The sequence below is a fragment of the Glycomyces salinus genome (assembly GCF_016428645.1).
GTDB classification, from domain to species: Bacteria; Actinomycetota; Actinomycetes; order Mycobacteriales; family Micromonosporaceae; genus Glycomyces; species Glycomyces salinus.
Window position 1 is genome coordinate 24,670 of sequence record NZ_JAELXW010000018.1, and the last position, 20,921, is coordinate 45,590.

At 71.5% G+C, this 20,921-nt stretch carries 19 protein-coding genes; 12 read left to right on the plus strand and 7 right to left on the minus strand.

Annotated features, from left to right (window positions below):
* Positions 1 to 195 precede the first annotated feature (195 nt).
* Positions 196 to 951, plus strand: coding sequence for a GntR family transcriptional regulator (locus JFB92_RS07385; RefSeq protein ID WP_199036539.1), 756 nt, complete (start codon positions 196 to 198; stop codon positions 949 to 951).
* Here JFB92_RS07385 and JFB92_RS07390 read toward each other — a convergent pair whose 3' ends face one another.
* From JFB92_RS07390 to JFB92_RS07400, 3 genes are all read right to left on the minus strand, one after another.
* Positions 952 to 1,968, minus strand: a complete 1,017-nt coding sequence (locus JFB92_RS07390) for a LacI family DNA-binding transcriptional regulator (protein WP_199036541.1) — start codon at positions 1,966 to 1,968, stop codon at positions 952 to 954.
* Between the two features lie 163 nt (positions 1,969 to 2,131).
* Positions 2,132 to 3,532, minus strand: coding sequence for a carbohydrate-binding protein (locus JFB92_RS07395; protein ID WP_199036543.1), 1,401 nt, complete (start codon positions 3,530 to 3,532; stop codon positions 2,132 to 2,134).
* Between the two features lie 202 nt (positions 3,533 to 3,734).
* Positions 3,735 to 4,187, minus strand: a complete 453-nt coding sequence (locus tag JFB92_RS07400; RefSeq protein WP_199036545.1) for a hypothetical protein — start codon at positions 4,185 to 4,187, stop codon at positions 3,735 to 3,737.
* Positions 4,188 to 4,292: 105 nt separating this feature from the next.
* Between JFB92_RS07400 and JFB92_RS07405 the strand changes: the two genes are divergently transcribed.
* Positions 4,293 to 5,030 (plus strand): M50 family metallopeptidase, encoded by a 738-nt coding sequence (locus tag JFB92_RS07405; RefSeq protein WP_199036547.1) that lies wholly within the window; start codon positions 4,293 to 4,295, stop codon positions 5,028 to 5,030.
* Here the strand turns inward: JFB92_RS07405 and hrpB are convergent.
* Positions 5,027 to 7,468 (minus strand): ATP-dependent helicase HrpB, encoded by a 2,442-nt coding sequence (gene hrpB, locus JFB92_RS07410; protein ID WP_233162574.1) that lies wholly within the window; start codon positions 7,466 to 7,468, stop codon positions 5,027 to 5,029. The two genes, JFB92_RS07405 and hrpB, sit on opposite strands and share 4 nt — an antisense overlap.
* A 65-nt stretch (positions 7,469 to 7,533) precedes the next feature.
* On the opposite strand from hrpB, the gene JFB92_RS07415 reads away from it, so the two are divergent.
* On the plus strand, positions 7,534 to 8,061 hold the full coding sequence (locus tag JFB92_RS07415; RefSeq protein ID WP_199036551.1) for a COG4315 family predicted lipoprotein: 528 nt from the start codon (positions 7,534 to 7,536) through the stop codon (positions 8,059 to 8,061).
* 3 nt (positions 8,062 to 8,064) lie between these two features.
* Here the strand turns inward: JFB92_RS07415 and JFB92_RS07420 are convergent, their stop codons facing one another.
* Positions 8,065 to 9,594: a serine/threonine-protein kinase gene (locus tag JFB92_RS07420; protein ID WP_199036553.1), complete on the minus strand. Its 1,530-nt coding sequence runs from the start codon at positions 9,592 to 9,594 to the stop codon at positions 8,065 to 8,067.
* 61 nt (positions 9,595 to 9,655) lie between these two features.
* Complete coding sequence (gene msrB, locus JFB92_RS07425) at positions 9,656 to 10,048, minus strand: peptide-methionine (R)-S-oxide reductase MsrB (protein WP_199036555.1); 393 nt, start codon at positions 10,046 to 10,048, stop codon at positions 9,656 to 9,658.
* 61 nt (positions 10,049 to 10,109) lie between these two features.
* On the opposite strand from msrB, the gene JFB92_RS07430 reads away from it, so the two are divergent.
* The 8 genes from JFB92_RS07430 (at position 10,110) to JFB92_RS07465 (ending at position 18,739) form a co-directional block, all read left to right on the plus strand.
* On the plus strand, positions 10,110 to 11,129 hold the full coding sequence (locus JFB92_RS07430; RefSeq protein ID WP_199036557.1) for a lactonase family protein: 1,020 nt from the start codon (positions 10,110 to 10,112) through the stop codon (positions 11,127 to 11,129).
* A 74-nt stretch (positions 11,130 to 11,203) separates the two neighbouring features.
* A complete protein-coding gene (locus JFB92_RS07435; protein ID WP_199036559.1) occupies positions 11,204 to 11,812 on the plus strand; it encodes a TetR/AcrR family transcriptional regulator in 609 nt (202 codons plus the stop codon).
* 117 nt (positions 11,813 to 11,929) lie between these two features.
* The gene (locus JFB92_RS07440; RefSeq protein WP_199036561.1) at positions 11,930 to 14,179 is read left to right on the plus strand and encodes an MMPL family transporter; all 2,250 of its coding nucleotides are present in this window, start codon (positions 11,930 to 11,932) and stop codon (positions 14,177 to 14,179) included.
* An 85-nt stretch (positions 14,180 to 14,264) separates the two neighbouring features.
* A complete protein-coding gene (locus JFB92_RS07445) occupies positions 14,265 to 14,834 on the plus strand; it encodes a DedA family protein (protein WP_199036563.1) in 570 nt (189 codons plus the stop codon).
* Between the two features lie 85 nt (positions 14,835 to 14,919).
* On the plus strand, positions 14,920 to 16,614 hold the full coding sequence (locus JFB92_RS07450) for a DUF2264 domain-containing protein (protein ID WP_199036565.1): 1,695 nt from the start codon (positions 14,920 to 14,922) through the stop codon (positions 16,612 to 16,614).
* A 143-nt stretch (positions 16,615 to 16,757) separates the two neighbouring features.
* Complete coding sequence (gene sigJ, locus JFB92_RS07455; protein WP_199036567.1) at positions 16,758 to 17,642, plus strand: RNA polymerase sigma factor SigJ; 885 nt, start codon at positions 16,758 to 16,760, stop codon at positions 17,640 to 17,642.
* 60 nt (positions 17,643 to 17,702) lie between these two features.
* On the plus strand, positions 17,703 to 18,368 hold the full coding sequence (locus tag JFB92_RS07460) for an NAD(P)-dependent oxidoreductase (protein ID WP_199036569.1): 666 nt from the start codon (positions 17,703 to 17,705) through the stop codon (positions 18,366 to 18,368).
* A 17-nt stretch (positions 18,369 to 18,385) separates the two neighbouring features.
* The gene (locus tag JFB92_RS07465; protein ID WP_199036571.1) at positions 18,386 to 18,739 is read left to right on the plus strand and encodes a DoxX family protein; all 354 of its coding nucleotides are present in this window, start codon (positions 18,386 to 18,388) and stop codon (positions 18,737 to 18,739) included.
* A 1-nt stretch (position 18,740) separates the two neighbouring features.
* On the opposite strand, the gene JFB92_RS07470 is transcribed toward JFB92_RS07465, so the two are convergent.
* Positions 18,741 to 19,382 (minus strand): TetR/AcrR family transcriptional regulator, encoded by a 642-nt coding sequence (locus JFB92_RS07470; RefSeq protein WP_199036573.1) that lies wholly within the window; start codon positions 19,380 to 19,382, stop codon positions 18,741 to 18,743.
* A gap of 74 nt (positions 19,383 to 19,456) precedes the next feature.
* Here JFB92_RS07470 and JFB92_RS07475 point away from each other — a divergent pair, with 74 nt between their 5' ends.
* Entirely contained in the window at positions 19,457 to 20,893 is a 1,437-nt protein-coding gene (locus JFB92_RS07475; RefSeq protein ID WP_199036575.1) for a serine hydrolase domain-containing protein, read from the plus strand.
* The last annotated feature ends 28 nt before the right edge of the window (positions 20,894 to 20,921 follow it).

Sequence of the window (20,921 nt, forward strand, 5' to 3'; positions counted from 1 at the left end):
GTAGAAGTCGCCGGTTTGCTGGCTCGTGCCCATGGTCGTCTCCTCAGCGCTCGTGGTCGGAGAGCTCGTGTCTGGATAACATATTATAACGAGTATAATGAGATGTCGAGCCGGGTGGACTGCCGATAATCGGACAAGTGCAGTAGCGTCGGGGAACATGGAATACTCGTTGTACTGAGCGGGAAGGAGGCCGATGTGACCAAGCCCGGACGCCCCGCTTATCTCCGGATCGCCGACGACCTTCGGGACCGGATCATCGGCGGCGACCTCGCTCCGGACGAACTTCTTCCCAGCGAGAGCTCCCTCGAAGCGCAATACAAGAAGTCGCGCATCGTGGTTCGGAACGCCGTCAAGGTCCTTCGATCCGAAGGCTTGGTGATCACCGAACACGGCAAGGGCACCAGAGTGCGAAGCGTCCGGAAGGTCATACGCGACAGTGCGGGCCGGTACTCTCGGAACAGGACGGCCGACGTCTCTCCGTTCAAACGCGATGCCGGCGAGTCCGGGCAGCGCGGGGGATGGGAACACGAGAGCGTCAAGACCCGTGCCTCCGATGCGATCGCACAGCGACTGGGCATCGAAGCAGGGGATCCGGTCATGCGCACCAACTACCTGTTCCAGGTCAACGGCGAGCCCGTCCAGATCTCAACTTCGTACGAGCCGCTCTCCCTGACCGAGAACACCTCGGCCGAGTACCCCGAAGACGGTGCGGCAGTGGGCGTCATCGCACGTATGGACACCGTCGGCGTGCACGTGGATCATGTGATCGAGAAGGTCAATGCGCGCGCCGCGCGGCCTGAAGAGATACGGCGGCTGGACCTACCGGCTGAAGGGTCCTACGTCCTGCTGATAGAGCGGACCCACTTCGCTGGAGAAACCCCGGTCGAGACCTGCGACATCGTATTCCCCGGCGACCGGTACGAGCTGAACTACCGCATCGACGTCGACTGATCAGGCCGATTCGCGCTGCACCAGCTCGGTCGGCAGGATCGTCTCGCGCTGGACCGGCTCCCCGGCCAGCAGCGCGAGCATGTGCAGCGCCAGCGTCCGGCCGATATCGGTGATCGGCTGCCGCACCGTGGTCAGCGGCGGCTCGCTGTAGGAGGCCATCGCGATGTCGTCGAAGCCGACCACCGCCACGTCCTCGGGCACGCGCCTCCCGGCCTCCCGCAGGGCGATGAGCGCGCCGTGCGCCATCAGGTCGGAGGCGGCGAACACCGCGTCCAGGTCCGGCTCGTCGGACAGCAGCTGCCGCATCGCGTCGAGCCCGGACTGGGCCGTGAAGTCGCCGACGGCCACTATCGCCCGCCGGTCCGCCGCCGCCAGGGCCGCCCGGTAGCCGGCCAGGCGGCCCCGGCCGGCGACCATGTCCTGCGGCCCGGCCACGGTCGCGATCCGCGTCCGGCCCCGCGCCAGCAGGTACTCCACGGCCTTCCGGACGCCGCCGACATGGTCGACGTCGATGTAGGGCACCGTCGAGTGCGGCAGCATCCCGTTGACCACCACCGGGACCCCGCGCCGCACGATCAGCTCCGGCAGCGGGTCGGCGTCGTGCAGCGAGGCGAACATGACTCCGTCGACGTGGCCGCCGACCGCGTACCGCTCGACGCGATCGCGGCCCTCGGCCGAACCGGTCGTCATCAGCACCAGGAGCTTCCCGGCCGCGTCCAGTTCGGCGGCCACGCCCCGGATCACCCCGGGGAAGAACTGGTCGTCGGAGAACACGCGGGTAGGCGCCTCGGGGACGATGAGCGCCACCGAGTCCGTCCGCTGGGTCACCAGCGACCGGGCCGCGGCGTGCGGCACATAGCCCATGTCCGAGGCCGCCTCCTCGACCGCCTTGCGCAGATGCTCGGCCACCGTCGTCTGGCCGTTGACCACGCGCGAGACCGTCGCGCGCGAGACACCGGCGCGCTCGGCCACCTGCTCGAGGGTCGGACGCCGTCGTCCGTTCCCGCTGCTCGCCATCGCCTTACGCCCAGCCCTTCGCCGCACTTTGCATGATCGCGCCGATCATGTACCCGCCCAGCAGCGTGAACACCGCCAGTAGGGGAAGGGTAGCCAGCGCCCTCGCGGCCGGTACCGGCGAGTGGTCGGTCGCATACCCTCCCGAAACCGGAAGAATGCCCTTCTATCTGCGGAAATGGAACTGGTCGACCGACACGAACGGGTCGGGCTGACCGGAGGTGAAGGTGAGGTAGACGTCGTGGACGCCGGTGGTGGAGGCGACGTTGCCGGGCACGTCCCGCCAGGACTCCCAGCCTCCGGTGCTCCCCACCGCGAACGAGCCGATCGGATCGGCGGTGGCCGAGTCGAGCCGGACCTCGACCAGGCCGCTGACCCCGCCGGCGGCGCCGGAGGCGACCGTGGCGACGAAGTCGATCGGGCCGCTCGACCCGAAGTCGACGTCGTCATAGCGGAGCCAGGCGCCGTCGCCGAGCGGTCCGACGGCCGATCCGGAGACGGTGGCGCCCTCAGCGTCGTCGAAGTCGGTCGCGTCGATGGGGGAGTAGGCGTCGTGGCCGTCGCCGGGCTCATCGGGCTCGGAAGTGGTCGGGTCGGGGTCGGTCGAGCCGCCGCGGGTGTAGACGCGGACGTAGTCGACCAGGAGCGAGTGGCCCGGCTCGGTCGCGCCGGTGGGGGTGGCGATCCCCGAGACCCCGTCGGGGAAGGCGCCGCCGACGGCCAGGTTGAGCAGGATGAAGTATCCGGCGTGCTCGGTCATGTCCGCCCAGGTGCCGGCGGGCAGGTCGGACTCGCGGACGGTGTGGTACAGCTGCCCGTCGGCGTACCAGCGCAGCTCGCCGGTCGATCCGGAGTCGTCCCATTCGAACGCGTAGGTGTGGAAGCCGGTGTGGCAGCTGCCGCCGCAGGTGGTGGTGGCGCCGAGCCCGTTGTTCTCGTTGCACGGGCCGCCGGGGGCGGTGCCGCAGTGGAGGACGCCGTGGACGGTGTCGGAGCCGTTGACGTTCTCCATGACGTCGAACTCGCCGATGCCCGGCCAGTTCCAGTAGTTCCCGCGGTAGGGCGAGCCGAGCGCCCAGAACGCCGGCCAGTACCCGAGGGCGGCGTCGCCGGTGACCTGGGGGAGCTGGAGGCTGCCCTCGATGCGCATGGCCCCGCCCTCGGGGGCGCGGAAGTCGTCGCGGTTGGTCTCGATGCGCCCTGAGGTCCAGTTGCCGGAGCCGTCGCGCAGGGCGGTGATGTTCAGGTTGCCGTCGCCGTCCAGGGAGATGTTGGCCGGGTCGTCGGTGTGGTAAGCGATCTCGCCGGTGCCCCAGTTGTCGGGACCGCCCGGGTAGGAGTGTCCGATGTCGAAACGCCAGTTGTCGGTCGACGGCAGCTGGCCGGCGGGCCCGTCGAAGTCGTCGGACCATACCAGTTCCCAGTCCTGGGATGCCTGGGGCGGGGTCTGGGCCCCGGCGGAGGTGATGGTGAGCGCGGCCGCGGCGGTGACCGCCACGGCGGCCGCGAGCGCGGCGGCGACGCGAACCGGGAGGCGGCGCCGGGATCTGGTTCTGTCTGCGGTCATGATGACTCCTGAGTCGTAGGAGAGGGATCGCGCTCTCTGTGTTCTGAGCTAGTGCAGAACGCTAATGAGAGAGCGCTCTCTCATCGGTCTAGAGTCATGTTTCTACCGAACATATCAATGTATGTCAATCCAACTGGGCCGATTCGTCGCCGGACGGCGAGGATCAAACGCTTTCAACCGGCGCGGCGGATGGACCCGGGCCTCAAGTCCCGGACTCCTCGGCCCCCGGCTCGGGCCTGCGCCGCTCCCGGGAGTGCTGGCGGAGCTCGTCGAGGCGCTCCCGCCGCTCGGTGCTCAGCCGGTCCAGGCGGTTCTGGCGCTCCCGCCGCTCCTCAGGGGACTCGGTGCCGCCGAGCATCCGCTTCTCGAGCCACTCCACGTGCTCGGCGTGCGAAGCGGCGTTGATCGCGCGCACGTCCTGGTAGGTGTCCCGCAGCGACTCCATCCGCTTGAGCGCGTCATGGCACTGCGCCAGCAGGATCTCGATGTCGGCGTTCTCATCCGAGGTCGCGTCCATCCGGCGGGCCTCCAGCCACGCGATGCCCTCCCGCAGCTTCTCGCGCGCCTTGAGATTGTGGACGGCGAGCTCCTCGACGATCTGGTCGGTCAGTTCGAGGAAGTTCAAGTGCGGATCGGGGCGATCGTCGGTGCCCATCTGGGGCTGTCCTTCCGTGCGGAGGAGATGCCTGCCTCCTCTACGATACGGCTGGACACTGGAAGTCCGATCACCGAGCGTCCGATCCCCCGGAGACGAGGCCCCTTGGATACCTTCGACGCGGTCATCGACCGCCTTACCCAGACCCAGTCGGCCCCGCCGGCGGGCGTCATGCTCGCCTGCCTTGGCGCGGCGGCGGTCATGGTCCTGTACGCGCCGCTGTGGCGCTGGAGCCGCGGCCTGGTCACCATCGCCCATGAGGGCGGCCACGCCCTCATGGCGGTCCTCATGCGCCGCCGCCTGACCGGCATCCGCCTCCACGCCGACACCTCGGGGCTGACTTTCTCCCGCGGCAAGCCCACCGGGTTCGGCGCGGCGATGACGCTCCTGGCCGGCTACATCGCCCCCGCCGCGCTCGGCCTGGCCGCGGCCGCCCTGACCGGCGCGGGGTACATCGTGGCGCTGCTGTGGATCACCCTGGTGCTGCTGGCGGTCATGCTCGCGTTCATCCGCAACTGGTACGGCGCGCTGGCCCTGGTGATCGTCGGCGCCGGAGTCTTCGCCGCCACCTGGTACGGCAACGCGATCGTCCAGACCGTGGCCGCCTACCTCGGAGCCTGGCTGCTGCTGCTCGGCTCGGTCAAACCGGTCCTCGAACTCGGCGCCCGCCGCCGCGGCAGGCGCACTCCCGGCGCCTCCGACGCCGACCAGCTGGCCGGGATCACCCCGCTGCCGGCCGGGCTGTGGATCTTCCTGTTCTCCCTGGCCACCATCGCCGCTGCCGCCTGGGGCACCTGGATGCTCCTGCCGGTCGAGGAATGGGGCTGGTTGCGGCCGTCCTAAGCCCTGCGGCGCTTGACCGTCCGCCACCGCGGCTCGGCGGTCAGCGGGTCCTCGGGCCAGTCGTGCTTGGGGTAGCGGCCGCGCATCTCCCCCCGCACCTCCCGATACGGTCCGGCCCAGAACGAGGCCAGGTCGGCGGTCACGGCCAGTGGCCGACCGGCCGGGCTGAGCAGATGCACCACCACCGGCTCCCCGGCCACCTCGGGCACCTTCGACGTCCCGAACATCTCCTGGAGCTTGACCTCCAGCACGACCGCGTCGCGCCCGTAGTCGAGGCGGACCGTGCGGCCGCTGGGAACCTCGATCGAGTCGGGCGCGACCCGGTCGATGTTCTCCCGCCACGGCAGCAGGTTCCGCAGCGCCGCGGCCACGTCGATGCGCTTGAGGTCGGCCTCGCCGCGGACCCGGGAGAGCCACGGCTCCAGCCAGTCCAGGTCGCCGCTCAGCGCCTCGTCGCCGACGTCCGGCCAGGGCTCCCCGAGTTTCTCGTGGCACCAACGCATCCGCGCGCGCAGCCGCTTCGCCGGTTCGGTCCACCTCAGCAGGCCGACCCCCGCGTGCAGGGCGCCCACCAGGGCCTGGTGCATGAACTCCGGATCGGGGTCGGGAATCTGCCGCGAGGACAGGACGATCGCGCCCAGGCGGGTGAGCCGCGAGGCCCGCAGCCCGCCGGAGCCCCATTCGATGACCGAGGCGGTCTCGGTGGCGCCTCCGAGCTCGACCGCCAGCTCGCCGTCGATCGGGACCGCCGCGCGGACGGTGGCCGCGGCCCGTCCGGGGGACCGGTCGGCGTCGGCGATCGCCAGCCATTCGCTCCCCGACAGCGGTGAACCGTCCGCGACCACCGCGCCGGTCCCGGCCACCGTCAGCCACTGGCCGCCGCTGCGCTTGGCCACGCGCTCGGGGAACGCCAATGCCACGATGGTCGCCGCGGCCTCGTCGTCGGACGAGCGCCGGTCGACCCGGGGAACGTTGACGCTCAGCCGCCTGACCTCCTTGCGCCATTCGCCGTCCCCTCCGGACCTGGCCCTGCGCCACTCGGCCAGCAGGTCGTCGGACCTGCCGCGCCGGTCGAGCCCGAGCAGCGCGACGACCTCGGTCGCCTTCTCGGACCCGACCCGCTCGGCCCCGTCGATCAGGGCCCGCGCCAGGCGCGGATGGAGCCCCACCTTCGCCAGGGCCCGGCCGCGCTCGGTGGCGCTGCCGTCGGCGTCGACCGCGCCGAGGGAGCGCAGCGTCTCCCGCGCGGCCTCCAGCGCGCCGCCGGGCGGCCGTCCCGGGAGCGCGAGCCGCTCGACCGCCGTGCCCCAGCAGGCCGCCTGGAGGGCGAAGGCGGCCAGGTCGGAGGTCTCGATGTCGGGTGTCGGCTGGGCGGGGCGGCGGGCGTGCTCGGCCTCGCTCCAGCACCGCCACACCGCGCCGGGCGCCTCGCGTCCGGCCCGCCCGGCGCGCTGGTCGCACGAGGCGCGCGAGGCGGCCGTGGTCGTCAGTCCCGGCAGTCCGCGGGCGTGGTCGACGACCGGGCGGCGGGCGAGTCCGGCGTCGACGACGATCCGCACCCCCGGCACGGTCAGGCTGGACTCGGCGATGTCGGTCGACAGGATCACCCGGCGCCGGTCGCCGGGGTGCATCGCCCGGTCCTGAGCGGTCGACGAAATCGAGCCATGCAATTGATGTATATCGACGTCGAGGTACTCGAGTTGTGCGGCGACCCTCCGGATCTCGCCGGCGCCGGGCAGAAAGCACAGCAGGTCGCCCTCGTCGGCCTCCAGGGCCCGCTCGATCGTGCAGGCCGCGTGCGCCAGCGCCCGGGGGTCGACCCGCAGGCCGTCGGGCGGCGAGATCCGCTCCCGCGGCGGCACCCAGTGCATCGCGACCGGGTGCCTGGCCGGGGCGGAGGAGACGGTCGGGGCGTCCTCAAGCAGGCGCGTCCACAGCGCCACGTCGGCGGTCGCCGAGGCCGCGACCAGGGCCAGGTCGGGGCGGAGGATCTGCCGGGTCTCGATCAGGAACGCGCAGGCCGTGTCGGTCTCCAGGTGGCGTTCGTGGCACTCGTCGAGCATGACCGCGTCGACGCCCGGCAGCTCGGGGTCACCCAGCAGCCGGTTCAGCAGGACCCCGGTGGTCACCACCTCGACGCGCGTGGCGGCAGAGCGCTTGGACTCCCCGCGGATCCGGTAGCCGATGCTCCGCCCGACCGGCTCGCCGAGGATCGCGGCCATCCGCCGCGCGGCCGAGCGCGCCGCCAGCCGCCTCGGCTCGGCGACCAGCACCGTCCGCTCGGTCCCGCCGTCGAGCAGACCGGCCAGGGCCAGCGGCGCGAGCGTGGTCTTGCCGGTGCCCGGGGGTGCGGACAGGACCGCGGTCCCGGTCTCGTCGACGGCGCGCAGCAGATCGGGGAGGGCCTGGCGGATCGGCAGCTCGGGAGGCTCGGACATGCCGACCATTGTCGCGGGTGCGGAATCGGCTGCGAGCGGGGGAGAGTGAATCTATCGTTTTCTATATGAGACGTGTATTTCGAAAGAGCGGCCTCGGGGCCGCCGCGGCGATCCTGGCCGCGGCCATGGCCCTGGCGGCCTGCGGCGACGGCGATGACGGCGGTTCGGACGGCGGCGGAGGCTACGGAGGCGTCCCCGATACCGACGGCGAGGAGGAGACGACCACCGAGGCGGCGTCGGCGACCGTGGCCACGGGCGAGACCTCCCTGGGCGAGGTCCTGGTCGACGGCGAGGGCATGACCCTCTACTTGTTCACCGACGACACCGACGGCACCTCCACCTGCTACGAGCAGTGCGAGGAGAATTGGCCTCCGCTGCTGGTCGAGGGGACGGCGGACGTCGGGGGTGCCGCCGACGAAGCGCTGCTGGGCACCACCGAACGCGACGACGGCTCCACGCAGGTCACCTACAACGACTGGCCGCTGTACTACTGGGCGGCCGACACCGCGCCCGGGGACGTGGACGGCCAAGGGGTCGGCGGCGTCTGGTTCGTCCTCGACGCCGAGGGCAACGCGGTGGAGACCACCGGCTGAGGCTCACACGCCGCAGCCCTCACCGTCGTCCCAGTAAGTGAGTTCGACACGGGTGTTGTCGGGGTCCCGCTCGCCGTCCTCGGGAGTCGGATCCTGGGTCTCGACCCGGCAGCTTCCGGCGTCCTCGTCCTCGATCAGCCCGTCGTCGGACTCGGCGGCCCAACCGACGTCGTTGAAGCCGGCTTCGCTGAGCGAGCCGACCGCGTCGGTCAGGACCTGCCCGGTCACGTCGGGCACCGCGACGCCCTGCGGCTCCTCGAGCGTGTGGTCGCCGGGGTCGGGCTGCTCCTCGTCGTCCGAGGTGTCCTGCTCCTGGTCCTCGTCCTGGTCTTCTTCCTCGTCCGAGCCCTCGTCGGCGGTCTCCTCGGACTCGTCCTCAGGGGACTCCTCGTCCTCGGCCTGTTCGGTGGTCGTGGTGTCCTCGGCGCCGGCCCGATCGGGGTCGCCGTCGCGGGGCCACAGCCACACCGCCGCGACGACCAGGATCATCACTCCCAGGACCGTGAGCACGATCGGCACGACCGGGCTGCGCCCCGGCTCCTCGGGCTCGCGCGGGGCGGGCCAGTCTCGTTCGGCCGCCGGAGGCGAGTCGAACTCGCTCCTGGGCATGGCCTGGGTTCCGGCCGGGACCACGCCCTGGGGCATGCGCTGCGTGGCCGCCGCCCCGGCGGCCGCCCGGCCCGGGGGCAGGATCGCCGTCGTGCCGCCCTGCGAGGTTCCCCCGTCGCGGCAGGCCCGAGCGAGCTCGCCGGCCGAGGCGAACCGCTGCCGCGGGTCCTTGGCCAGGCAGCGCATGACCAGCTGCGCGATCGGCTGGGGGACGTCGGGCGGCAGCGGGTCGGGGGTGCCGGTCAGGTGCCCGGTGATCGCGGAGGTCGGGTCGGCGCCGTTGAACGGGGTCCGCCCGGCCAGGCACTCGTAGGCGACGATCCCGAGCGAGTAGATGTCGGTCGCGCCGGTCAGCTGCGCGCCCTGGAGCTGCTCGGGGGAGGCGTAGGCGACGGTGCCCATGACCGTGCCGGTCTCGGTCAGTCCGGCCTGGGCCCGGCCCGCGGCGATGCCGAAGTCGACGATCTTGGCGGTGCCGTCGTCGCCGATCAGCAGGTTCCCGGGCTTGATGTCGCGGTGGATGATCCCGGCCCGATGCGCCGTGTCCAGGGCCTCGGCGGCGCTGGCGACGATCTTGAGCGTCTCGTTCGGGGACAGGCGGCGGCGCTGGGCGATGAGCCTGTCCAGGGAGGTGCCGCGTACCAGCTCCATGATCAGGTACGAGGTCAGGCCCTCCGGGCTGTGCTCCTCGCCGTAGTCGTAGAGCGCGACGATGCCCGGCGATTGCAGGGCGGCCACGGCCTGCGCCTCCTGGTGGAAGCGGGCGCGGAAGCGGTCGTTGCCGGACAGGCCCGCGTGCAGCAGCTTGACGGCCACGGCGCGGTTGAGGCGGGTGTCGGTGCCGCGCCACACCTCTCCCATGCCGCCGGCGGCGAGCCGGTCGTCGAGTCGGTAGCGGCCGGCGATGAGCGTCCCGGGGTGCACTGGCCCTCTTTTCGCTGCGGGAATTCACGTATAGGGAACCCCGAGCTTAGTCGGGTCCCGCTCAGGCGTCCTCGGCCGGTTCCAGGGTCAGGCTGATGGAGTTGATGCAGTATCGGACATCCTCGGGAAGGTTCCATCCCTCGCCGTAGAAGACGTGCCCCAGGTGCGAGTCGCAGTTCGCGCAGCGCACCTCGGTCCGCTCCATGCCCAGGCTGCGGTCGGTCAGGAGTTTCACCCGCTCCCCGGCCAGCGGGGTCCAGAACGAGGGCCACCCGCACTGGGAGTCGAACTTGGTGTCGGAGGCGAACAGCTCGGCGCCGCAGGCGCGGCACCGGTAGACGCCCCGGCGCTTCTCGTCGACGTACTCGCCGGTCCACGGCGCCTCGGTGCCGGCCTCGCGCAGCACCCGGTACTCGTCCGGAGTCAGCTTCTGGCGCCACTGTTCGTCGTTCATGTCTCCGAGTCTAGGCAGCCGAGCCGCCCCGGGGCGGCGGCCGACCATTAAGATCTGCGGAATGCGGTATCTCCTTGGCGACTACACCACCGAAGGCGGACCCGGGCTCGTGGTCGCCGGGCCCGACGGGCTCGGCGGGGCCGCGGCCGTCGCCAACCCCTCGTGGGTGGCCACCGGCGGGCCCGGCGGGACGGTCTACACCGTCGCCGAGACCGAGCGGGGCTCGGCCGCCGCGTGGCGGATCGGTCCCGACTTCGCCCCGGTCCCGGTCGGCCTCCCCAGGTCGGTCGGCGGCGAATCGCCCTGCCACGCGGTGGTCCACCCTTCGGGGAAGTGGCTGCTGGTGGCCAACTACGGGAGCGGCTCGATCGCGGTCCTCCCGATCGGCGACGACGGCGCCCTGGGGGAGGCGACCGACGTGTTCGAACTGGACGGCTCCGGGCCCGACCCGGACCGCCAGGAGGGCCCCCACGCCCACCAGATCGTGTGCCACGCCGGGCGAGTCCTGGTCGTCGACCTCGGATCCGATCGAATCTGGGCCTTCGACCTCGACGGCGACGGCAGACTCCAGCCGGTCGCCGCCACGGCACTCGAGCCCGGCTTCGGCCCCCGCCACCTGGTGATCGAGGGCGAACGCGCGCTCATCGCGGGAGAACTGGCCAACGCGGTCCAGTCCGCGACCTTCGATCCCCGCTCGGCCCAGTTCCACCTCGGCCCGACCCTGCCGCTGCCCGGCACCGACCAGGCCGATCTGGCCGCGCTGCCCGACATCGGCCTGCCCGAGGACGCCCCCCGGCCTCTGCCGGCCGCGGTCGTCGCCGACGAGCGGCGCGGCTTGATCTACGTCACTGTGCGGGGCACGGACCAGTTGGCCGTGATCGACCCGGCCGGCCCGGCCCTGGTGCGCGCGGTCCCGGTCGGCGGCTCCTGGCCGCGCGACGCCGTGCTCGCCGACGACGGGAACCTGCTGGTCGCGTGCCAATTCAGCGGCACCGTCACCCGAGTCGACCCCAGCGGCGAGGCCGCGGCCGAGACCGTCTGGGAATGCCCCGGCGTCGCCCGGGTCACCCCGCTCGGATAGAAAAACTTGCGCCGACTGAAAACTTTCGCTGAGGGAACCTTGTAAACGGCGGCAACCCTCACTAGGGTTGCCACATGGCAGAGCAGACCGGACTGCGCGAGCGCAAGAAGGCCGCCACCAAGGCGGCCCTCGGCCTCGCCGCGTTCCGGCTCGCCACCGAGAAGGGCGGCCTCGAGGCCGTCAGCCCCGACGAGATAGCCGCCGAGGCGGGCGTGTCCACCCGCACCTTCCACAACTACTTCCACAGCAAGGAAGACGCGCTCCTCCACGACTTCAACGAGGTCGCCCGCGCCCTCCTCGCCGACCTCCGCGAGCGGGCCCGGCACCAGCCGATCTGGGACGCGCTGCGCGACGCGAGCATCGGCCTCCACATAGACCGGCGCTTCGACGTGGCGACGATGAAGTGCCGCGAGGACCTGGTCAAGAACTCGCCGACGCTGATCACCGTGCAGGCCGGCAAGTTCATCGAACTGTTCACCGCCGCGGTCGACATCGTCGCCGAGGCCACCGGCACCGACCCCGCCGACCTCTACCCGAGGCTCGTCCTCGGCAGCGCGCTCGTCGCGATGAAGGTCGCCAACGAGCACTGGATAGAACATCCCCAACACGCCCCGCTGGCCGAGGTCATCACCCGGACCTTCGCCCAGTTCGAGACCGGGATCACCAGACCCATAACCGAATAAAGCGAAATACCAGGAAACCCGCCGCCGAAGAAGTCGGCGAACCACCACGGCCCACCGGACCGCCGCCACACCCGATCGAGGCGGTCCGGGCGGTCGCCATCGATTGGAGCACCCTCCGTGGCAACCTTCCTCTACCGCATCGGCAGAGGGTCCTATCGGCTGCGATGGCTCGTCCTCGCGCTCTGGGTCCTCATCGTCGCCGGCGTCGGCTCCGCCGCCGCGACCCTCCAAGAGGAGACGAACCCCGAGTTCGAGCTTCCCGGCACCGAATCCCAGGAGGCGTTCGACCTCCTCGCGGACCGGTTCCCCGACCGGAACAACGACGGCGCGAGCGCCCAGATCGTCTTCGCCGCCGACGACGGCCAGACCCTCCTCGACGAGGACAACGCCGCCGTCGTCAACGAACTGACCGCCGAGATGATGGACTCGCCGCAGGTGGACGAGTCCGGCGTGATGGGCCTGTTCGACCCCGAGGGCAACCCGGTCGGGATGCTCTCCGAGGACCAGACCATCGGCGTAGTCCAGGTCTCATACAGCGCCAACGCCTTCGAACTCGACGAGGAGACCACCGAGTACCTCAAGGACACCGTCGAGACCGCCCGCGACTCCGGGATGACCGTCGAGATCGGCGGTGACGCGCTCCAGGAGATCGAGCTCGGCGGCATCACCGAACTGATCGGCATCGGCGTCGCCCTGGTGGTCCTGATCGTCACGTTCGGCGCGCTGCTGGCCGCCGGGCTCCCGATCATCACCGCCGTGCTGGGAGTCATGCTGACCACGGCCGGAATCATGGCCGCGACCTCCTTCATGAACATCTCGCAGGACACCGGCACGCTTTCGACGATGATCGGCCTGGCGGTCGGCATCGACTACGCGCTGTTCATCCTCTCGCGCTACCGAAACGAGCTGGCCTCCGACGGCCGCGTCGAGGACCGGAACGCCCGCATCGACGCCATGGGCCGCGCCGTGGGCACCGCCGGCTCGGCGGTCTTCTTCGCGGGCCTGACGGTCATCATCGCCCTGCTGGGCCTGTCGGTCGTCAACATCCCGTTCCTGACCGAGATGGCCGTCGCGGCCGCCGTGGCCGTCCTGATCGCCGTGGTCATCGCCGTGACCCTGCTGCCGGCCCTGGCCGGCTTCACCGGCAAGCGGATCTTCACCGGCCGCCAGCGGCGCCGGATCGCCGAAGGCCGGCACGACGAGAAGCCCAGCGGCGGGCGCCGCTGGGGCGGCTTCATCACCCGCCACCCGATCCTGGTGGGCCTGATCGGGCTCATCGGCCTCGGCGTGGTCGCGATCCCGGCCGCCGACCTGGAACTCGGCATGCCCGACAACGGGTCGATGTCCGAGGACAACACCGCTCGCCGCGCCTACGACCTCATCAGCGAGGGCTTCGGAGCCGGATTCAACGGCCAGATGCTGGTCATCGGCGACGTCGACCCGGGCTCGGACCCGATGGCGGTCGGCCAGGAGGTGGTCGACGAGCTGTCGGCGATGGACGGCGTCGCCGTGGTCTACCCGCCGGTCGCCAACGAGGCCGGTGACACCGTGCTGTTCAACGTGATCCCCGAGACGGCCCCGGCCGCCGAGGAGACCAACGACCTCGTCCACGCGATCCGCGACGCCCTGGCCGACGACTCCGGCGCCGACTGGGCCGTCACCGGCGGCACCGCGGTCAACATCGACATCTCCGACAGCCTCAACGACGCTCTGATCCCGTACATGCTGGTCGTGGTCGGCCTGGCGGCGCTGGTCCTCCTGCTGGTATTCCGGTCCCTGCTGGTGCCGGTCCTGGCCACACTCGGGTTCACGCTCAGCGTCTTCGCCGCGATCGGGGCCCTGGTGGCGGTCTTCCAGTGGGGCTGGATGGCCGACGTCTTCGGCGTCGAGCAGCCCGGCCCGATCATGTCGATGATGCCGATCCTGATGATCGGACTGGTCTTCGGCCTGGCGATGGACTACCAGATCTTCCTGTTCACCCGGGTCCGCGAGGCCTACGTGCACGGCGCCGATCCCAAGGCCGCGATCCAGGAGGGCTACGCCCACTCCTCGCGCGTGGTCGTAGCCGCCGCCCTGATCATGATCAGCGTCTTCGCCGCGTTCATCCTCAGCAGCGAGGTCTTCATCGCCGCCATGGGCTTCGGACTGGCGGCGGCGGTCGCCTTCGACGCGTTCATCGTCCGCATGGCGGTCATTCCGGCGCTGATGTCCCTGGTGGGCCGCGGCGGCTGGTGGATCCCGAAGTGGCTGGACCGCATCCTGCCGAACGTCGACGTCGAGGGTGAGAAGCTCCAGCAGCGCCTCGCCGACAATGCGACGGCCGAGGGCACCGACGAACGCGAATTCGTCGGAGCCTCGGCGAAGTAGCCCGGACGCAGGGGGCGGACCCGCCGCTCGTCCGGCGAGCCGAGGGCGCCCGCCTCCTGCCCCGCCAACTGAAGAAGAACTCAAGATGAGCCTGACTGTGGCGATCGTTGCCGTACTGCTGGCGGCGCTCGTGATCGCCGATTTCTTCGTACCGATGCTGCCGAGCGCGACGACCATCGCCACGCTCGCCGGCTTCCTGATCGGCAGCCCGGTGCTGCTGGTCATCCTCGTGGTCGGATCCGCCTGCGCCTCTTGGGCGGGCGACGTCCTAGGCTACCGGGCCCTCCGCCACGCCCGGGGCCGCATGAAGCGGCCCATCCTGGCCTCGGCCAAGGTCACCCGGCTGGAGATCCGCCTGCGCGAATCGCTGCGGCGGCACCCGCGCTGGACTACCGTCGTGGCCCGCTTCCTCCCGGCCGGGCGGACCGCCCTGGCCTGGGCGGCCGTGGTGACCCCCGACTACCGGCACGCGCGGATGTCGCTCATGGCCGGGATCGCGTGGGCCGCCTACATGACCGGGGTCGGCCTGCTGATCGCGGCCGTGTTCGGGCCCGGCCTGCTGTCGGCGGCCACCACCATCACCTCGGTGGTGGCGCTGTCGGTGGTCCTGGGCTGGTGGTTCCGCGGCTCGCCCGTCGAGGCGGCCGAGCGGTGAGGCCCCGGAGGGCTTCGGCTCTCCGGGGACCGCCGGTCCTGCAAGGGGTTGCGGACCGGCGGTCCCGTTGATAGCGTCGGCGCCTGTGAACTCACCGCTGCGCGCATTCGGACCCCTGCAACACAGTCACAGCGGCTGGGAGGCCGCCGCGGTAGCCGTCGGCAGGCCCGCCGCCGAACTGGCCGCGCGCGGCCCTGAGGCCATGACGGTCACCATGTCGAACCACTCCGAGCACGAGAACTGGTTCGAGCTGCTCACCCGCCCCCTGTGGGGCCTGGCCCCGGCGAAGGACTCAGTCCCCGGGGAGGTCTGGGAGATCCTGGCCGAGACCCTCGTGCGCGCGACCGATCCCGACGACGAGTGGTACATCGGCGCCGGAGAGGGCCAGCGCACCGTCGAGTCCGCCTCGGTCGGATGGGCGCTGGCGCTGGCGCCGGAGCACATGTGGGAGCCCCTGGCGCCGGGGTCCAGGGACAAGGTCGCCGCCTGGCTGTCGAAGGCGTACCTGCACGACACGGTCGACTCCAACTGGCACTACTTCCCGGTCTTCGCCGGGCACGGCCTCGACAAGGTCGGCGTCAAACGCGACCCCAAGGTCGCCGAGGCGCACCTGGAGCGCATGGGGGAGTTCCTGCTGGGCGACAGCGTCTTCGAGGACGGCCCCGGCGGGAGGGTCGACTACTACAACCCCTTCGCCTTCCACACCTACGCGCTGCTGCACTACCGCCTGAGCGGCGACGACCGCTACGTGGCGAACGCGGCCGCCTTCGCCCGAAAGTTCCGCTCCTGGTTCGGCGCCGACGGCGCGGGCGTCCCCTACGGCCGCAGCATGGGCTACCGCTTCGCGCAGGGATCGCTGTGGGGCGCGCTGGCCGCCGCCGACGTCGAGGCCGTGCCGTGGGCCGAGGCGGCCGGGTTCTCCCGCCGCCACCTCGACTGGTGGTGGGACCGGCCGATCCTGGACGGCGAGGGCCGCCTGACCGTCGGCTACGGGTACACCGGCGACTCGCTGGTCGAGCAGTACCTGACGGCCGGATCGCCGTGGTGGGCCACCAAGATCTTCACCGGGCTCCTGGCCGGGCCCGACCACCCGTTCTGGGGCGAGGAGACCGCGCCCGCCCCCGGGCCGGGCGTCGAGCCGCACTCTGCCGCGCGGGCGGTCCACGTGCGCGACCGCGGCGGGAACGTCACCCGGCTCAACGGGCAGGCCGTGCACGTCAAGGGCATGCGCGGCGCGCAGGACACCTACGCCAAGCTCGCCTACTCGACCCTGGCGGGCTTCTCGCGCTCGATCGCCGGGGTCGACCTGGAGTGCGCGGTGCCGGACGGGGCGCTGCTGCTGTCCGAGGACGGCCACCACTGGCGGGGCCGGGAGGACTCCGAGGAGGGCGTGGTCGACGACAAGGGCGTCATCACCATCGCCTGGCAGCCCTGGGAGGACGTCTCGGTCACCACCTCCCTGGAGGCGGCCGTGGACGGCTGGCACGCCCGCGTGCACATCATCGAGACCGAGCGCGTCCTCTACACCGGGGAGGGGGGCTGGTGCGTTCCCCGCGACGGCCATGTCGCGGACGTGTCCGAGGGCCGCGCGGTCGCGACCGCGCGCGGCCTGCGCAGCGAGATCATCGACGGCGCGGCGGGCCGCGAGGCCGAGGTGATCCACCCCTCGGAGGGCACGCACCTGTACTGGCCGCGTACGGTCCTGCCGGTGCTGCGGGGCATCCTGGAACCGGGCCGACACGCCTTGAAATCTCTGATATATATCGGAAACGAGGTATAGGGACTCTGCCGGTGATGAGGGATCCGTCACATCCTCGGCCCTGAAAGTCACAGCGGCTACGCCACAGACCTCTCGGTTCGGTGACCACGCACGAGCCGCGGCTTCGTCGCCCGGCTCGCGAGCTTCGCCAAGCGGGAGGACCCATGACCACCGACGCGGCGGCGACCGAGACGTTCACCGAGCACCGCGAACTGCTGTTCGCGATCGTCTACAGCATGCTCGGCACGGTCGCCGACACCGAAGACGTCCTGCAGGAGACCTGGCTGTCCTGGGAGCGGCGCTTCCCGGCCGGGGCGATCGACCATCCACGCGCCTACCTGGTGCGCGTGGCGGTCAACGCCGCAATGGCCCGGGACCGCGCCATCAAGCGGCGCCGCGAGACCTACATCGGTCCCTGGCTGCCCGAACCGCTGCCCGGGGCCGAGGAGCCGGACGCGGCCGACCACCTGATGCGGTCCGAGTCGGTCTCGATGGCGCTCATGGTCGTCCTCGAATCGCTCAGCCCCGCCGAGCGGGCCGTGTTCGTGCTCCGTGAGGTCTTCGGCTACGGGCACACCGAGATCGCCGAGATGACCGGCAAGAGCTCGGTGGCCGTCCGCCAGCTGGCGCACCGCGCCCGCTCGCACGTCCGGGCCCGCCGCCCGCGGTACCGGGTCGACCCGCGGGTGCACCGCGAGGTCACCGAGCGGTTCATGACCGCGGTGGCCGGCGGCGACATGGACGGCCTGTTCGACCTGCTCGCGCCGGATGTCACGCTCATCTGCGACGGCGGCGGCCGCGCTCCGGCGGCCGGGCCCCGCCCGCTGCACGGGGCCGAAAGGGTCGGCGGGCTGCTGCTGCGGCGCGGCTTCGGGCTCTCAGAGGAGGTGGAACTGGACTACCGGTCGGTCGGCGGGGCCCCGGCCGCGCTGATGTACCGCGACGGACGGATCGTGAGCGTCCTGGTCCTGGACCTCGACGCCGAAGGCGACCGCGTCACCGGCGTCTACGCCGTCACCAACCCCGACAAGCTCACCCACCTGCGCTGACCGCCCAGGCAGGCGCGCTTCGCGCAGACCTCTTCCGAACCTCATTCTGGAGCGAAGACCGTGAAACTCACCGTCATCGGCGCGACGGGCGGCATCGGCCGCGCCGTCGTCGCCCAGGCACTCGAAGCCGGACACGACATCACCGCCGTCGTGCGCGATCCGCGCAGGGTGGAGGCCGACGTCCATGTGGTCCCGACCGACCTTTCCCGTCCCGATCCCGCCGTGCTCGCCTCGGCCATGGAGGGCGCCGCCGCGGTGCTGTCGGCGATCGGGCCACGCCGCAGGGGCGAATGGGGCATCGTCTCGCGCGGCACCGCCGCGATCGCCGAGGCGATGGCGGCGGCCGGCGCCCGCCGGGTCCTGATCGTGACCGGCGTCGGCATCTCCACTGTCCGCACGCCCGGTCGGCCGAACCCGGCCAAGCGCGAACCCGGAGCCGGATTCGTGATGCGCCGTTTCGCCACGCCGCTCGCCAGGGCGGTGATCGGCGAGCACATGGCCGATGTGGCCACGGCCGAGGAGATCCTGGCCGGCAGCGGTCTCGACTGGACCTCGGTGCGCGTGCCCTACCTGGTCGACGCGCCGCTCACCGGCGTCTACAAGGTCGCCTACGGGGTCAGTCTGCCGCGCGCCTTCCGGCTCGGCCGCGCCGACGCCGCGCACTTCATGCTCGGCGCGGTCGACGAACCGCGAGCCTTCGCGCGGCCCGTCACCGTCGCCTACTGATACCGCAGGGAGATCCGATGTCCACGTTCTACATCGTGCTCGCCGCAACCGCGGCGGGTGCCCACCTCTTCTCCGGCGTCGCCTCGATGATGCGGCTGAAGATCATCTATCCGCTGCTGGAGCGCGTTGGCGTGCCCGGTTCGTGGCTGGTCTTCCCGATCGGGGTCGCCAAGACCGCCGGCGGCCTCGGCCTCTTGGCCGGTCTGCTCGGCCCGCACTGGATCGGCGTGGCCGCGGCCGGGGGCCTGGTCCTGTTCTGGACCTGCGCGATCTTCGCGCACCTGCGGGCGGACTTCTGGCCCAAGCAGACGCCGTTGATCTTCGTCTTCACGGCCCTAGCGGCCGGGACGCTGGCGGTCGGCCTGGTCTGACTCACCGGTACCGGCGGCACTCGCCCGGGAGGGTCGAGGCCAGGGCGCCGCGGAGGATCACGACGGCCGCCTCACCGGCGGGGCGGCCGTCGACGGCCTGCCCGGCTCCCCGGTAGAGCTGGTCGGCCAGGCCCTCGACCAGCGCGAGGACGCCCATGGCCGCGGTCTCGGCGGCGGTGCCGGGCTCGGTCTCGCCGCATTCCTTGCCGTTCTCGATCGAACTGGCGATCAGGCCGCGGATGTTCGCGGCGGTCTCGCGGGCCACCTCGGCGACTTCGGGGCTGTCCATGGAGCGGGCGCGGAACGCGGCGGCCACGCGGTGCTCGCCGCGCCGCCGCGCGTCCAGCGGCCACAGCTGCTGGAGGCACTCCAGCAGGATCCCGGCGATGGTCCCGTGGGCGGCCTCGCCCTCGGCGACCAGCTTGTAGGCCCGTTCGAGCACGCCGTCCATGGTCCGCCGGTAGGTGAACAGCAGCAGCTCGTCCTTGGAGCCGAAGTAGTGCTGCACCAGGCCGACCGAGATGCCGGCCTCGCGGGCGACGGCGGCCATCGTGGCCGCGTCGAGTCCCGCGCCCGCGATGAGGTCGTAGGCGGCCTCGGCAATCTGCGTGCGACGCAGGTCATGGTCGGCGGTCCTCGGCATCCGTTGATCATACCGCTGTATGGTTATGATGAAACCATACGAGCATATGGTTATCGAGGACCATTGGAGACCCCGTGCAGAACACCCTGATCATCGCCGTCGCCGCCGCCCTCACCGGCGCACCCGCACCCCCGGCGCAGGTCGACACCGCCCATGCCGACATCGACTCCTTCATCGAACAGCGGCTCGACGACCTCCAAGTCCCCGGAGCGGCCTGGGCCGTCGTCTCCTCAGCGGGCATCGAGCACCAGTCCGCGCGGGGCGAGGACGGCGACGGCGGTCCGGTCACCGCGACCACTCCGTTCCTGTGGGGATCGGTAGCCAAGCCCGTCACCGCCACCGCCGTGATGACGCTCGTCGAGGACGGCGCGATCGACCTCGACGAGCCGGCCGCGACCTACCTGCCGGACTTCCATCTGGCCGACCGGGACCACTCGGACCGGATCACCGTGCGGCACCTGCTGGAGCAGACCAGCGGCATCCCCGCCGACACCGGCATCACCGACCGGGCCGACCCCTACGGGGAGGCCGTGGCCGACCTCGCCGATGCCGAGCCCGTCACCGAACCGGGCGCCGAGCACCTGTACGCCAGCGCCAACTACCTCGTCCTCGGTGCGATCGTCGAGGCCGTCACCGGCGAGACCTACGCCGACTACCTCCAGCGGGCCGTGCTCGACCCGCTCGGCATGGACGGCGCGATCACCACCACCGAGCGGTCCGAGCGAGTAGCCGAAGGCCACTCCTACTTCTTCGGTCGACCGGTCGGCATGGGCCTGCGGTTCGACCCGACCGGTCCCAGCTACGGCTACCTCGGCGGCACCATCGAAGACCTCGCCGCCTTCGCCGCCGCCAACCTCAGCGGAGGCGGCGGCGTGCTCGAGCCCGAGACGGTCGAGCGGATGCACACCGGGACCGCGACGATGAGCGGCTCGACCAGCTACGGCCTGGGCTGGAAGGACTCCGGCCTCAACGACGACCTCGGCACCAGGACCATCTGGCACTCGGGCGGCACTCCGGGGTTCTCCGCGGTCCTGGTGCTCCTGCCCGAACTGGACCGCGCCGTGGTCCTCCACCAGAACCTCTACCACTACTTCGCCGACACGCCCCTGATCTTCACCGCCCTCGACGCCGCCCGGCTCCTGGCCGGAGGCGATGTGAGCGACCGCGAAGTCGGCCCGCTCTATCCGACCCTGCTGGCCTCGCTGTCGGCGCTGCTCCTGGCGGCCATCGCGATCGGAGCCTGGAACGTCCGGCGCATCCGCCGCCCTTCGGCCTCCGCCCACCGCGGACGCACCATCGCCGCGACGGCCGCCTGGGGCGCCGGCGGACTCGCCGTCGCCTACGCCGCAGCGATCGGACTGCCGAGCGCGGCCGGGGGAGACCTGCATCTGCTGCGACTCATAGTGCCCGACCTGGCGGCTCTGCTCACCGCACTGGCCGCCGCCACGATCGCAGCGGCCGCGCTCAGAGTCTGGGCGGGCACGCTGCGCCTGCGTCGCACCGGCGACTGACCCCGGTATTCATCACCCGCACCGCCAT

Excerpts from the sequence above, each read along its gene's own strand:
- JFB92_RS07470 (WP_199036573.1), bottom strand. The coding sequence starts at position 19,382 with ATGCCGAGGACCGCCGACCATGACCTGCGTCGCACGCAGATTGCCGAG.
- JFB92_RS07445 (WP_199036563.1), top strand. The coding sequence starts at position 14,265 with ATGAGCCTGACTGTGGCGATCGTTGCCGTACTGCTGGCGGCGCTCGTG.
- msrB (WP_199036555.1), bottom strand. The coding sequence starts at position 10,048 with ATGAACGACGAACAGTGGCGCCAGAAGCTGACTCCGGACGAGTACCGG.
- JFB92_RS07400 (WP_199036545.1), bottom strand. The coding sequence starts at position 4,187 with ATGGGCACCGACGATCGCCCCGATCCGCACTTGAACTTCCTCGAACTG.
- JFB92_RS07430 (WP_199036557.1), top strand. The coding sequence starts at position 10,110 with ATGCGGTATCTCCTTGGCGACTACACCACCGAAGGCGGACCCGGGCTC.
- JFB92_RS07415 (WP_199036551.1), top strand. The coding sequence starts at position 7,534 with ATGAGACGTGTATTTCGAAAGAGCGGCCTCGGGGCCGCCGCGGCGATC.
- JFB92_RS07465 (WP_199036571.1), top strand. The coding sequence starts at position 18,386 with ATGTCCACGTTCTACATCGTGCTCGCCGCAACCGCGGCGGGTGCCCAC.
- JFB92_RS07395 (WP_199036543.1), bottom strand. The coding sequence starts at position 3,532 with ATGACCGCAGACAGAACCAGATCCCGGCGCCGCCTCCCGGTTCGCGTC.
- JFB92_RS07435 (WP_199036559.1), top strand. The coding sequence starts at position 11,204 with ATGGCAGAGCAGACCGGACTGCGCGAGCGCAAGAAGGCCGCCACCAAG.
- hrpB (WP_233162574.1), bottom strand. The coding sequence starts at position 7,468 with ATGTCCGAGCCTCCCGAGCTGCCGATCCGCCAGGCCCTCCCCGATCTG.
- JFB92_RS07390 (WP_199036541.1), bottom strand. The coding sequence starts at position 1,968 with ATGGCGAGCAGCGGGAACGGACGACGGCGTCCGACCCTCGAGCAGGTG.
- sigJ (WP_199036567.1), top strand. The coding sequence starts at position 16,758 with ATGACCACCGACGCGGCGGCGACCGAGACGTTCACCGAGCACCGCGAA.